Genomic DNA, 14,904 nt, shown 5'->3' on the forward strand with positions numbered 1-14,904 from the left:
GCCCCGCGCGAGCCCGTCCCCGCCGATGAGCAGCTCACCCGGCACACCCACGGGCACCGGCCGCAGCGAGCCGTCCACCACGAACGTCCGCGTGTTCGGCAGCGGAGGCCCGATGGGGATCGACTCGGCCGGGACGTCCTCGGGGCGCTCCATGCGGAGGCAGCAGGTGAAGACGGTGGCCTCGGTGGGGCCGTAGCCGTTGACCACCGGGAGGCCTAGCGTCTCCACCACGCGGCGCGTGTGCGTGGGAGACAGGACGTCCCCGCCGACGAAGAGCTGCCGCAGTCCGCGCAGCACCTCCCGCTTCACGTCCACCACCTGCGCGAACAATCCCGCGGACAGGTAGAGCGACGTGACGCCATGACGGCGGATGATCTGGCCCAGCAGCTCCAGGTCGGTGGGCGGCTGCGGCGGGAAGACCACCAGCCTGCCGCCGGACAGCAGCGGCCCCCACAGCTCCAACGTCGACGCGTCGAAGGACAGCGGAGCCATCAGCAGGAACGTCTCGTCCGGAGTGAAGCAGGCCCAGGGGGCACCGTGCAGGAGCCGCAGCACGCCCCGGTGCTCCACGGCGACGCCCTTGGGGCGCCCAGTGCTCCCGGAGGTGAAGTCCACATACGCGAGGTTCCGCGAGGACAGCGCCACGTCCGGAGCCGTGGAGGGCTGTTCCTCCAGGCGCGTCTCCTCCACGAAGACGCAAGGCACTGCTTCCGCGACCGGCAGCGAGGCCCGCAGCGCGCGGGTGGTGACGAGCAGTCGGGGCGGCGCGTCCTCCAGCATGAGGGCCAGTCGCCGCGCGGGGTACGCGGCATCCAGGGGGACATAGGCCCCACCCGCCTTGAGGATGGCCAGGAGCGTGACGACGAGCTCCACGGAGCGCTCCAGGCACACCGCCACCAGCGCATCCGGCCCCACGCCCTGCGAGCGCAGCACCCAGGCCAACGCATTCGCCCGAGCATCGAGCCGCGAATACGTCAGCCGAGCGTCACCCGACTCCAGCGCGATGGCCTCCGGACGCTGTGCGACCTGGAGCGCGAAGCGTTCCACGAGGTTCGACTCACGCGGGTAGTCCACGCCGGTGGTGTTCCAGTCCGTGAGCACCTGCTGGCGCTCGTCGGGCGTGAGCCATGCCACCTGGGCCAGCGGGACGTCCGGAGCGGCGACGACGGCGTCCAGCAACGTGCGCAGGTGCCCGGCCAGCCGCTCCACGGTGGGACGCTCGAAGAGGTCCGTGCTGTATTCGATGACGCCGCGCAGTCCATCTGGCGCCTCGTGCAGCAACAGGCCCAGGTCGAAGCGGGCCGTGGCGTTGTCCACCGGCACGGGCCGCAGCGTGAGCCCCGGCGCCTTCAACTCGCCGGTGGGCGCGTTCTGGAGCGCGAACACCGCCTGCACCAGCGGGTTGCGGCTCAGGTCGCGAGCCACGTGCAGCTCCTCCACCAGCTTCTCGAACGGAAGGTCCTGGTGCTCGAAGGATGCGAGCGCCGTGGCCCGCACCTGGGAGAGCAGCGTCCGGAACGAGTCCCCCGGACGCACGCGCCCGCGCAGCACCAGTGTGTTCACGAAGAAGCCGACCAGCCCCTCCAACTCCGCACGGTCGCGGCCCGCGATGGGCGATCCCACCAGCAGCTCCTCCTGCCGCGAATACCGCGACAGCAGCACCTGCCACACCGCGAGCAGCGCCATGTACGGCGTCGCGCCTTCCGAGCGGCCCAATGCCACCAACCGCTCCACGCCCGAGGACGGAAGGTGCACGGGAAGCAGCGCCCCCTTCGTGGACTGGAGCGGCGGACGCGCCTTGTCCGTGGGCAGCTCCAGCACCTGGGGAGCCCTGGCGAGGTGCTGCTTCCACCAAGACACCTCCCGCGCCAGCACGTCCCCCTGGAGCCAGGAGCGCTGCCACACGGCGAAGTCCGCGGGCTGCACCGGTAGCGCCGGCAACACGGGTGCCCGGCCAGATGCGAAGGCTTCGTAGGCGCCGGCCACCTCGCGGACGAGCACGCCCAGCGACCAGCCGTCGGAGACGATGTGGTGCATGCACAGGAGCAACAGGTGCTCCCGCGCATCCAGGCGGAGCAGCCGCGTGCGCAGGACCGGTCCCCGGCCCAGGTCGAAGGGAGTGGCGGCCTCTTCCACGGAGCGCCGTTGGGCCTCGGCCTCGCGGGACTCCCGGGGCACGGTGGTCAGGTCGGTGACCGGCAGCTCCCATGCACCCGCCGCGTGCACGTGCTGGACGGGCTGGCCCTCCTTCATCGCGAACGTTGTGCGCAGGGCTTCATGCCGGGAGACGATGAGCTCCAGTGCGCGGCGCAGCGCCTCCACGTCCAGCGCGCCTTCCAGCCGCAGCGCGGTGGCGAGGGTGTAGTGGCTGCCGCCCGGGCGGAGCTGCTCCACCACCCACAGCCGCTGCTGCGCGTAGGACACCGGCAGGTCCTGCTCCCTCGACGTGGCGACGAGGGCCGGGATGCGCGGTCCTTCGACACGCGCGAGGAGGTTGGCCTCCACCCGCTCCGTGAGCCGGGCGACGGTGGGCGCATCGAAGAGGGCGCGCAGCGGCAGCTCCACGCCGAAGGTCGAACGCAGCCGCGAGACGAGCTGCGTGGCCAGCAGCGAATGGCCCCCGATGACGAAGAAGTCATCGTGCAGCCCCACCGACTCCAGGCGGAGCAGCTCCTGGAACAGCGTGGCGATGCGCTGCTGGAAGAGCGTCATCCGCTCCGGACCCGCGGGCCCGCCAGCGACCGAGCGCGCATCCGGAGCGGGCAGCGCCTTGCGGTCCACCTTGCCCACGGGCGTGAGCGGCAGGGCGTCCATCGACACGAACGCGGAGGGCACCAGCGGCGCGGGCAGCCGTTCGGAGACGAAGGCGCGCAACGCCGCTGCCTCCACCGGAGCGCCCGGCACGAACCACGCCACGAGGCGATCCGCAATCACCCCAGCCACCGCGGCCTTCACGGAGGGGTGCTGCCGGAGGATGGCCTCCACCTCGCTCAGTTCGATGCGGAAGCCGCGCAGCTTCACCTGCGTGTCCATGCGGCCCAGGAAGTCCAGCGTCCCGTCCGCGAGCCAGCGCACCCGGTCTCCCGTGCGGTACAGCTGCGCACCGGGCACGTCGCCCCACGGTGAAGGCACGAAGCGCTCCGCCGTCAGCGAGGGGCGTCCCAGGTAGCCGCGGGCCAGACCGTCACCGCCCAGGTACAGCTCGCCCGGAACACCCACGGGCACGGGCTGCCCGTGCGCATCCAGCACGTACGTCTGGACCCGAGTCATCGGCCGGCCGATGGGCACCGACGTCGCGTGCTCCGGCAGGTCCACGATGTCGTGCGTGGTGACTCCCACGGTCGTCTCCGTGGGGCCGTACAGGTTCACCAGCCGGCCCGGAGGCCCCGCGCGCAGCACCGCGCGAGCCGCATCCGCGTTCGCGGCCTCACCGGCGTAGAGGACCGTGCGCATCGTGGCGAAGGCATCGGGGACTTCGCGCGCCACGGTGTGGAACAGGGCCGTGGCGAACAGGGCCGTGGTGGCGCCCACCTCGCGCAGCGTGCGAGCCAGCTCCGCTGGAGCCAGCGTCACTTCACGCGGCAGGATGACGAGCCGCGCGCCGTTGAGCAGCGCGCCCCAGACCTCGAAGGTGGCCAGGTCGAACGAAGGCGTGCCCGCCTGCACCACGCAGTCATCCGGCCCGAGCTCGACGTAGTTCGTGTCCCGCACCAGGTGCGCGATGGACTGGTGCGTGATGCCCACGCCCTTGGGCGTGCCCGTGGAGCCCGAGGTGTAGAGCACGTAGGCCAGTTGCTCCGGCCGCACGGTGATGTTCGCGGATGCAGGCGCCGGTTCCTGGCCGGCTTCCTCCACGTCCGGATCCAGGCGCACCGTGGGCAGGGAGTGTTCCGGAAGGGCGCCCAGCAGGTCACGCTGGCCCACCACCGCGGAGATGCCCGCGTCCTCGAACATGAACGCGAGGCGGGAGCGCGGATAGGCGGGGTCCATGGGCACATAGCAGCCGCCCGCCTCCAGGATGCCGAGCATCCCCACCACCAGCTCCAGCCCCCGCTCCACGCACAGCGCGACCCGCGCCTCCGGAGGGAGTCCGAAGGCGCGCAGGCGACGGGCCAGCCGACGTGCCCGTTCCGCCAGCGCCGCGTAGGTGAGCACCTGACCTTCGTGCTGGACCGCGACGGCCTCCGGAGCGCGGAGCACCTGGGCCGCGAACAGCTCCGGCACGGAGTGGGGCGCGAGCGGACGCTGCGTGGCGTTCCAATCCACGAGCACGCGCTGACGTTCCGCGCCGTCGAGCAGCGAATGCTCCCGCACGCGAGCCTCGGGGTGGGCCGTGAGCGCGCCGAGCAGCGCCTGGAAGTGCGCCATCATCCGGGTGACGGTGGCGGGGTCGAAGAGGTCGGTGCTGAAGTTCAGGTCGCCGCTGAACGCGCCGTCCCGTTCCTGGAGGCTGAAGTCCAGGTCGAACTTCGCGGTGGTGCTCTCCCCGCCGCGCAGCTCCAGGCGGAGGCCGGGAAGATCCAACGCATTCACGGGAGCGTTCTGGAACGTGAACGCCACCTGGAACAGCGGAGACCGGCTCAGGTCCCGAGCTCCCTGCATGCCCTCCACCAGCTTCTCGAAGGGCAGGTCCTGGTGCGAGTACGCCGCGAGCGTCGTCGCCTTCACCTGGGCCAGCAGCGTCCGGAACGAAGCGCGCGGGTCGATGCGAGCACGCAGCACCAGCGTGTTCACGAAGAAGCCGATGAGGCCCTCCGTCTCCGCGCGGTTGCGGTTGGCGATGGCGGAGCCCACGAGCACGTCGTCCTGGCCCGTGTAGCGCGCCAGCAGCAACTGGAAGCCCGCGAGCAGCACCATGAATGGCGTGGCACCTTCCCGGGCCGCCAGCGCCTTGACCGCGTTGGACACGTCAAGGGACAGCGCGACGGGAAGCGACGCGCCCCGGAACGACTGCGAGACGGGTCGAGGCCGGTCGGTGGGCAACTCCAGCGCGGTGGGCGCGCCGGCGAGCTGCCCGCGCCACCACTCCAGCTCCGCCTGGAGCACGTCCCCCTGGAGCCACGAGCGCTGCCAGACAGCAAAGTCCGCGTACTGGAGGGGCAGGGGAGGCAGCGCCGGGGACTGACCGGAAGCGAAGGCCCGGTACAGCGCGCCCAGCTCACGAGCGAAGACGCCAATGGACCAGCCGTCGGAGACGATGTGGTGCAGCGTGAGCAGCAACCAGTGACGCCGTGAATCCAGCCGCAGCAACACTGCGCGCACCAGGGGCCCGGTGCCCAGGTTGAAGGGCCGCGCGGCCTCGGAGGCGGCGTGACGGTGCGCCTCGGCTTCACGGCGGTCCTCGGGGATGGACTCCAGCGAGACGACGGACAGCGTGAGTGTCGCTTCGGGATGGAGGCGCTGGACCGGCGAGTCCCCGTCGGACACGAACGTGGTGCGCAGGACTTCATGCCGGCGCACCAGGGCCTGAAGGGACTGCTCCAGCGCCGAGGCATCTAGCGCGCCATCGAGCACCAGGATGCCGGGCACGTTGTAGAAGGCGCTGCCCGGCTGGAGTTGATCCAGGAACCACAGCCGCTGCTGCGCGTATGACAGCGGCACGGGACCGAAGCGCGGCACGGTCACGAGCGGCGGCGTCCCCGGCCGGGAGTCCTCCCGCGAGCGCAGTGCCACCACCCGGATCGCGAGCGTCTCCACCGTGGGCGCGGCGAAGAGGTCGCCAAGGGGCAGCTCCACACCCAGCGTCGAGCGCACGCGCGACACCACCTGCGTGGCCAGCAGGGAGTGGCCCCCCAGGTCGAAGAAGTCATCGTGGATGCCCACGCGAGGAACGTGCAGCACCTCCGTGAAGAGGGCGGCGAGCTGTTCCTCTACCGCGTCTCGAGGCGCGACGTACGTGTCCGCCGAAGCCACGGGGGCCTCAGGAGCGGGAAGCGCGGAGCGGTCCAGCTTGCCGTTGGTGTTGAGGGGCAGGGTGTCCAGCACCACGAAGGCGCTGGGGATGAGGTAGTCGGGGAGCCGCTGCTGGAGCTCCGAGCGCAGGGCCCTGCCGTCCAGGGATTCACCAACGACGTAGGCCACCAGTCGCTTGTCTCCGGGCACGTCCTCGCGCACCACGGCCACGGCTTCGTGCACGCCCGGCAGTCCGCGCAGGGCCGCTTCGACCTCGCCCGGTTCGATGCGGAAGCCGCGCAGCTTCACCTGGAAGTCGGTGCGCCCCAGGAAGTCCAACGTGCCGTCCGCGCGCCAGCGCGCCCTGTCGCCGGTGCGGTAGAGCCGTGCCCCCGGTGTCGTGCTGAACGGGTGGGGCACGAAGCGTTCGGCGGTGAGCGCGGGCTGGTGGAGGTAGCCCCACGCCAGTCCCTCGCCGCCGACGTACAGCTCTCCCGGCATGCCAGGAGGCACTGGCCGCATCGCTGGATCCAGCACGTAGGCGGTGGAGTGGGGCAGTGGACGCCCGATGGGAACGGCGGTCTCCACTGCGTCGCCCGCATGCATCCGGTGCGTGGCGGAGAAGGTGGTGTTCTCGGTGGGGCCGTAGCCGTTGATCAACACCGTGCCTGGACGCATCCGCGCCAGGTGTTCCCGCACGCGGGACGCCGGGAGCACGTCGCCTCCCGCCAGCACCTGTGACACGGAGGCGAGGGCCTCCGGATGGTGCACGGCCATCTGTTCGAAGAGGGCGGCCGTGAGCCACAGCGTGGTGACACGGTGCCCTGTCAGCACCTCCGCGATGCGCGCGAGGGACAGCTCCCCCGGAGGCGCGAGCACGAGCCGGGCCCCATGCAGCAACGCACCCCAGATTTCGAGTGTCGAAGCATCGAACGCGGCCGGCGCGAGCTGGAGGAAGACCTCCTCCGGGCCGAAGCGCATGAAGTCGGTGTCCACCACCAGCCGCAGCACGGCGCGGTGCGGAACGCAGACGCCCTTTGGCGTCCCGGTGGAACCCGAGGTGAAGAGGACATAGGCCAGCCGGTCCCCTGTCGCGCGCGGCTCCGCTGGCGCTGTCTCCGGACGCGAAGCCAGCCGGGACGCATCCGCATCCAGCAGCACCAGCGGCGTCATCAGCGACGGCAGCTCATCCGCGAGCGCCTCCAGCGTGATGACCATGCCCGCCCCGGACTGCTCCAGCAGGAGGGACCAGCGCTCGGGCGGAGCATTCAGGTCGATGGGGACATAGGCCGCTCCGGTCTTGAGCACCGCCAGCAACGAGACGATGAGGTCCGGCGAGCGCGGCAACAGCACCGCCACGCGACTGCCCTCGGAGATGCCAGAGGCGCGAAGGTGGTGGGCGAGCTGGTTCGCCCGCGCATCGAGCCGTGCATACGTCAGGCTTCCGGACTCGGATACGAGCGCCACCGCGTCCGGCGCCCGAGCGACCTGTTCCGCGAAGCGGGCCGGGATGGACCGCGCGGAGAAGTCCCGCATCGAGGAGACGCCAGTCAAGTCTTCCAGCACCTGCCGCCGTGCTTCGGTGGGCATCAGCGGCAGCTGCTCCACCGGGTGCTCCAGCTGTCCGGGAAGCGCTTCCAGCAGCGTGGCGTAGCCCTGCATCAAACCCTGGAGGAAGGCCGGGTCGAAGAGGTCGGTGTTGTAGTGGAGGCTGCCGGTGAAGCCGTCCGGCGACTCTTCCAGGATGAGGCTGAAGTCGTACTTCGACGGCGTGAAGGGAGGAGGTAGCTCTCGCAGCGTGAGGTCCGGCAGCCGCCACTCCGCGGTGGGCGCGTTCTGGAGGGTGAGGGTGACCTGGAAGAACGGCGTGTGGCTCGGGTCGCGTGCGGGCTGGAGTTCCTCCACCAGCTTCTCGAAGGGGACGTCCTGGTGTTCAAAGGCGCCAAGCGTCGTGGTGCGCACCTGGGCGAGCAGCGTCCGGAACGAAGCGCGAGGGTCGATGCGCGCACGCATCACCAGCGTGTTGACGAAGAAGCCAATCAACCCTTCCGTCTCCGAACGGGTGCGGCCCGCGACCGGAGCGCCCACGCTGACGTCGTCCTGTCCGGCATACCGTGACAGCAACAGCTGGTACGCGGCGAGCAGCACCATGAAGGGGGTGGCCCCCGTCTGCCTCGCCACGGCATGCACGCCGTCCGTCAGCTTCCGGGACAGCCGCACCGCGAGCGAGTCCCCCGAGAACGTCTGCACCGCCGGGCGAGGCCGGTCCGTGGGAAGCATCAGGAGCGGAGGCGCACCCGCGAGCTGCTCCCGCCACCACGCGAGCTGCGAGGTGAGCACCTCTCCCTGAAGCCAGGAGCGTTGCCACGCGGCGAAGTCGGCGTACTGGACGGGAAGTGGCGGAAGCGAAGGACGCTGGCCGGAAGCGAAGGCTTGATAGAGGGCGACCACCTCGCGCACGAGCACCCCCGTGGACCAGCCGTCCGAAGCGATGTGATGCGTGAGGACGAGCAGCACATGCCGCGTCTCCTCCAGCCGCACGAGCGCCGCGCGGAAGATCGGGCCCCGCACCAGGTCGAAGGGCCGCTGCGCCTGCGCGGCGACGAAGTCCCGCAGCCGAGCACCGAGCTCGTTGACGGCCCCGGTATCCGGGTCCATGAATCCGATGCCGTCCCGGTCCGCGGCATCGCGCACGGTTGACGCACGGGAGTCCGAGCGAAGGGACTCGTCGCCGGCATCACGCGTGCTCGGTGCCGCTTCGTCCAGGTCCACGAACTCGAACGGGCACGGCGCCGGGGGCGCGATGCGCTGAACCGGCCCATGGGAGCGGGAGGCGAACGTGGTGCGCAGCACTTCATGCCGTTCGACCAGCGCGTCCAGGGACTGCCGCAGCGCGGGAACATGGAGCGCGCCTTCGAGCAGGACGGTCCCTGGCAGGTTGTACGCAACGCCCCCGGGCTGGAGCTGCTCCAGGAACCACAGGCGCTGCTGCGCGAAGGACAGCGCGAGCTCGCCCTCCCGGCTCACGGGCCGCAACGGCGGCGCATGAGGACCCTCACTCCGGCCCCGCATCTCCTCCAGCGCCGAAGCCAGGGCCGCGAGTGTGGACGCCTTGAAGATCGCCCGCAGCGGCAGCTCCATCTGCAATGCCGCGCGGATGCGCGAAAGCAGCTGAGTGGCGAGCAGCGAATGCCCTCCCAGCGCGAAGAAGTCATCGTGCACGCCCACGCGCTCCACGCGCAGCAGCTCCGCCCAGAGCGAAGCCAGCCGCTCCTCCATGGGCGTGCGCGGCGCGACGTACTCCGGAGCCGCCCCCGGTGCGGCGTCGGGCACGGGCAGCGCCCTGCGGTCGACCTTGCCACTGGACGTCAGGGGCATGGCCTCCATCGAGACGAAGGCACCGGGCACCATGTACTCGGGGAGCTTCTCGGAGAGGAACGTCCGAAGGGCCTCGGTTCCCGGTACGTCCGTCCCGCCGACGAGATACGCCACCAGCCGCGTGTCGCTCGCCGTGACGCCCGCGATCGCCACGACGACGGCCTGCCGCACGGCCGGGTGCTGCTCCAGCGCGGCCTCAATCTCTCCCAGTTCGATGCGCAGCCCGCGCACCTTCACCTGGAAGTCGGTTCGGCCCAGGTACTCGATGGCGCCATCGGGCAGCCACCGGGCGAGGTCCCCCGTGCGGTACAGCCGGGCTCCGGGCATGTCACTGAACGCGTCCGGGATGAAGCGCTCCGCGGTCAGGTCCGGGCGACCCAGATACCCGCGGCCCACCTGAACGCCGCCGATGAACAGCTCCCCGGGAACGCCCTGGGGCACCGGTCGCAGCGACGCGTCCAGCAGCCGGATCGCCGTATTCGCCACCGGATACCCGATGGGCACGGAGCGCCCCAGCGCGCCGCGGACGCACTCGTACGCGGTGACCTCCACCGCGGCCTCGGTGGGGCCATAGAGGTTGTGCAGCCGGATCTGGGGCAGCCGCGCCAGGCACCGCTCGGCCAGCTCCAGCGGCAGCGCTTCACCGCTGCACACCACCTGGCGCAGCGACGCGCACTGCTCCAGGCCGGGTGCTTCCAGGAACGCCTGGAGCATGGACGGCACGAAGTGCGTGACGGTGATGCGCTCCCGCGCGATGAGGTCCGCCAGATAGTCCGGCTCCTGGTGTCCTCCGGGCCGAGCCACCACCAGCCGCGAGCCCGCCATCAGCGGCAGGAAGAACTCCCACACGGACACGTCGAAGCTGAACGGCGTCTTCTGCAACACCGCATCGCCCGGTGACAGCGGCAGCGACCCCTGCATCCACAGGAGCCGGTTGACGATGCCCGCGTGCGCGTTCATCGCGCCCTTGGGCCGCCCCGTGCTGCCGGACGTGAAGATGACGTACGCCAGCGCGTCCTCGGAGGCCACCGGAGGCGGCGCATCGGTCGGCTGCCGAGCCACCTCCGCCCACTGGGAATCCAGGCGGAGCACCGGCACGGTGTCCCCGGCCGGCAGCCGCGCCACCAGCCGCTCCTGGATGAGCACCACGGCGGGCCGCGCGTCCTCGAACATCCACACGAGCCGCTGCGCGGGCAGGGACGGATCCAGCGGAACGTACGCCCCTCCCGCCTTCAACGTCGCGAGCAGCGCCACCACCAGCTCCAGCGACCGCTCCAGCATCAACCCGACGCGAACCTCCGGCCCCACGCCCATGGACCGCAGGTGCCACGCGAGCTGGTTGGCCCGGGCATCCAGCTGCGCATAGGTGAGCGCCGTCTCTCCAAAGGTGACGGCCACCGCGTCCGGCGTGCGAGCCACCTGCGCTTCCACCAATTGATGCAGCAGCACCCCGCGAGGGAACGCCTCCCGCGGCCCGTTCCACGCATGAAGCACGCGCTGCCGTTCGGTGGCGTCCAGGAGGGACAGCTCTGACAGGCGCGCATCCGGCCGGGAGACGGCGTCCTCCATCAGGACGCGCAGGTGCCCCATCAGCCGCACCATCGTTGCCTCATCGAAGAGGGCGGTGCGGTACTCAGCGGTGAGGCGCAGGCCGTCCGCCTGTTCGAAGGCGAAGAGGGTGAGGTCGAACTGCGCGAAGCCGCTGTCCACCAGCTGCGCGTCCAGCGACAGCCCAGGCAGGCGTATGGCCGGAAGGGGCGTGTTCTGCAGGACGAACATCACCTGGAAGAACGGCGGCACGTCCAGGTGGCGCGGAGGCTGGAGCACCTCCACCAGTTTCTCGAAGGGCACGTCCTGGTGCGCGAAGGACTCCACCGACGTCGCCTGCACGCGGCCCATGAGCGCGCGGAACGACGGATCCCCCGCGAGCGACGTGCGCAGCGCGAGCGTGTTGACGAACAACCCGACCAGCGGCTCCAGCTCCGCGCGCGAGCGTCCGGCGACTGGTGTTCCGACCGTGAGATCGTCCTGCCCGGAGTAACGCAGGAGCAACACGTTGAAACCCGCGAGCAACACCGTGAAGAGGGTGGTGCCCTCCTGCGCCGCCAGGGCCGTGAGCCGTTGCACCAGCGCGACGGGAAGCATCGCGGTCACGGTCGCGCCCCGGCTGTCCGTAGGTCCGGTGCGGGGCCGATCCGTGGGCAGCGACAGGACCGCCCGCGCATCCAGCCGCGAGCGCCACACGTCGAGCGACGCCTCCAGCGACTCTCCCTTCAGCGCCTCCCGCTGCCACACGGAGAAGTCCGCGTACTGCAACGCCAGCGCGGGCAGCACTGGCGTCCCGCCCGAAGCCAGGGCCTCGTAGAGGGCGCCCAGCTCGTGCACCAGCAGGCCCATGGACCAGCCGTCGGACACGGTGTGGTGCAGCGCGAGCAGCAACAGGTGCTCGGTGGGGGAGACGGCGAAGACCACGGCGCGCAGCAGTGGCCCCTGTTCCAGGTCGAACGGCGCGCGAGCCTCCTCGTGCAGCCTGCGCCAGGCCTCCGCGGCATCCACCACCGGCACCACGGGCAGGGGCACGTCCAGCTCGGGTGCGATGCGCTGCCATGGCCGCCCGTCCTGCTCCACGAAGGTGGTGCGCAGCACCGCGTGGCGGCGCACCACTTCGTTCAGGCTCCCCGCCAGCGAGGGCACATCGAGCAGCCCCTCCAGGCGCACCGAAAAGAGCAGGTTCAATCCGGCCTGCCCGGGCGCCAACCGCTCCTGGAACCACATGCGCTCCTGACCGAACGACGCCGGAACCCGCGACGTGGGGCGGCGCTTCTCGCGCAGCAATTCCGCCAGCCGCGCGCGCTTCTGCTCAGGGGTGGAAGCCATGGGCCAGAGACTCCTTGGGAGGGGGTCTTGCGAACGCTCGGGGAGGAGATGTGACGGGTTCCCGGACTCGCGAGAGCGCGGGATAGTAGACAGGCACTCCGACACGGCCGCAGCGATTTGCTTGAGAGGGCCTGGCTGTCAGCCCGCTCGGGAGCGCGGCCATGCGGGCGGTGGGGACCTGGCGGGAATTCCGCGCCACGCTTGGTCTCTGGTGACATGTTTCAGCGGTGTTTCACCGTGATGGTGAAACGCCCGCGCCTGACGTTTCCACTAGACTTCGGGAATGCCTGAGTCCTTCCGGATCCGCGAAGCCGTGCCCACCGACGCCGAGCGGATCACCCAGGTGCTGCGCGACGCCTTCGAGGAATACCGCGGCCGCCTGGATCCGCCCTCCAGCGCGCACGACAAGACGGAGGCCGTGGTGCGGCGCGAGCTGTCGGACGGAGGCGCCTTCGTCGCGGAGGCGGACGGCATCCTCTTCGGCTGCGTCTTCTTCCACCCGAAGGGAGACCACCAGTATCTGGACCGGCTCGCGGTGCTGCCCTCGCACCGGGGCCAGGGCGTGTCGCTGCGCCTCATGGAGGCAGCGGAGTCCCGAGCGCGCGAGCTGGGCCAGACGCGCGTGCGGCTGTCGGTGCGGCTCGCGCTCACGTCGCACCATGCGTGGTACGCGCGCCAGGGCTACGTCTTCCATTCCCATGGAACGCACGCGGGCTACGCGTCGCCCACGTTCCTGGTGTTGGAGAAGACGCTCTGACGCTTCAGTCACGAGGCAACAGCGGAATGCGGCGGCCTTCCAGGTCGCTCTGGATCGCGGCCTGGATGACGCGAACCGTCTCGCTCGCGCTCAGTGCCGTCACGGGCACGGGCGCGCCGTGGAGGATGGCGGCGCCGAGCTGCCGGTAGAACTGGCCGTACTCTCCGGGGAGCGTGGCGATGGTTTCCCCCGAGGCCAGCAACCGGCCGTGTCGCTCCGCGGGTTCATGGCCGAAGTCCGGATGGCCGGGACGCAGGCCCGCTTCGAGCTGTCCCTCCTGCGGATCCAGCGCATGCTTCACGTACGCATCCCGGTCGCCCTGCAACACGAAGCGGGGCCACGGAGCGTGCACCACGGATCCGGAGTGCAGCACCACGCGCAGCGAGCCATAGCGCAGCACCAGGTGGAACCAGTCCGTGCCCTGTGCGCCCGGGCGTTGCCGGCCCAGGTCCGCGGCCACCGACTCGGGCAGGCCGAAGAGCTGCACGGCCTGGTCAACGAGGTGTGAGCCCAGGTCCCAAAGCGTCCCGCCGCCGGGTACGTCCTGCTCCTTCCAGCGATCCTTCACCTGGGGCCGGAAGCGGTCGAAGTGGCTCTCCAGGCTATAGAGCGTCCCCAGCCGTCGCTGCTCCAGCAGCTGGCGCACGGTGAGGAAGTCACCGTCCCAGCGCCGGTTGTGGAACACGGTGAGGCAGAGTCCGCGCTCCTTCGCGAGCGCGTCCAGCCGCATCGCCTCGTCCGCGTCCAGCGCGAAGGGCTTCTCCACCACCACATGCTTGCCTGAGCGAAGCGCCTGTCCCGCGAGCGAAGCATGCGAGTCATTGGGCGTGCACACGACGAGCACGTCCAGGTCCGGATCCGCCAGCAGCGACTCCACGGTGCTGGTGCGAACACCTGGCCAGTCGCGGGCCACGGCATCCGTGCGGCTCGACGCCACGGCAGCCAGGGTGAAAGCGGGTTCCGCGGCGATGAGGGGCCCATGGAAGCGCGAGCCGGACAAACCATACCCAAGGAGGCCCACCCGCAACGGGGAGCCAGGGACGCGAGCGGAGGTCATGGGCCAGGAGGGTAGCGGGAAGTGACCGCCGTGCGGACAGCCGTAAGTGACTGGCCCTGCCGCCTTCCCGACACCGGAGCATTGATGGGTGCGCCAGTAGAGCGCCGCACCATGCAGCGAGCGACCCGAAGCGGTCCGCCGCAACGAGCGACGTTTCGGAGCGAAGCGGCGGGCCACGACGGACTTCTCGATCGAACACCCAGGCGGGGCCACGGCCAGAGGCACTCGCCGGGCGCGCATCCCCCGAACTTGTCCGGCAGTTGGACAGATGCGTTCCGCATGAAGCCGAGGCCGCGCGCCTTGCGGAGCGCCGCACTGGGCCGAGACGCCGCGCGTTTTCGGATACCAAGGTGAGAGCAGGGCGCCCGCCCGGGCCCGGTTGCCTCAAAACCTGTCCGACAGTCGGACAGGTTTTCGCCGCCTGGCGCCCGATGCCGCGCCGGTCCGGCAGGGGCGTGACGCCGTGCGTGCGCGGATACCAAGGTGAGAGCAGGGGCGCCCGCCCGGGCCCGGTTGCCTCAAAACCTGTCCGACAGTCGGACAGGTTTTCGCCGCCTGGCACCCGAGGCCGCGCTGGTCCGGCAGGGGCGTGACGCCGTGCGTGCGCGGCTACCAAGGTGGGGCGCGGACAGGGGCGCCCGTCCAGGGCCGGTTGCCGCAGAACCTGTCCGACAGTCGGACAGGTTTCCGCCGCATGAGGACCGAGGCCGCCGGACCGACAGGGGCACAACGTCATGCGTGCGCGGATACCAAGGTGGGGCGCGAATAGGGGCGCCCGCCCGGGACCGGCTGCCTCAAAACCTGTCCGACTGTCGGACAGGTTTTCGCCCCATGCTGCCCGGGGGCGCGCTGGCCCGGCAATCGACGCGGAGGGTGGGCCCGCACGTCCATGTCAGACCCCTGTGGTTGGATGGCGATGCTGGGACGAGGAGGGGGGATGGGG

Annotated in this window: 3 protein-coding genes (1 of these 3 only partly in view); 1 reads left to right on the plus strand and 2 read right to left on the minus strand. The window is 70.8% G+C overall.

Annotated features, from left to right (window positions below):
* Positions 1-12,147, minus strand: the 5' portion of a protein-coding gene (locus tag D7Y21_RS21365) for a non-ribosomal peptide synthase/polyketide synthase (protein WP_121715371.1). Its footprint begins 20,733 nt before the window's first position; 12,147 of the gene's 32,880 nt are visible here — the first part of the coding sequence; its start codon is at positions 12,145-12,147; its stop codon lies off the left edge, out of view.
* Between the two features lie 283 nt (positions 12,148-12,430).
* On the opposite strand from D7Y21_RS21365, the gene D7Y21_RS21370 reads away from it, so the two are divergent.
* On the plus strand, positions 12,431-12,904 hold the full coding sequence (locus tag D7Y21_RS21370; protein WP_121715373.1) for a GNAT family N-acetyltransferase: 474 nt from the start codon (positions 12,431-12,433) through the stop codon (positions 12,902-12,904).
* A 4-nt stretch (positions 12,905-12,908) separates the two neighbouring features.
* On the opposite strand, the gene D7Y21_RS21375 is transcribed toward D7Y21_RS21370, so the two are convergent.
* A complete protein-coding gene (locus D7Y21_RS21375; RefSeq protein ID WP_121715375.1) occupies positions 12,909-13,961 on the minus strand; it encodes an oxidoreductase in 1,053 nt (350 codons plus the stop codon).
* Positions 13,962-14,904: the final 943 nt, after the last annotated feature.

It is taken from the genome of Corallococcus sp. AB045 (assembly GCF_003668895.1).
GTDB lineage: Bacteria > Myxococcota > Myxococcia > Myxococcales > Myxococcaceae > Corallococcus > Corallococcus coralloides.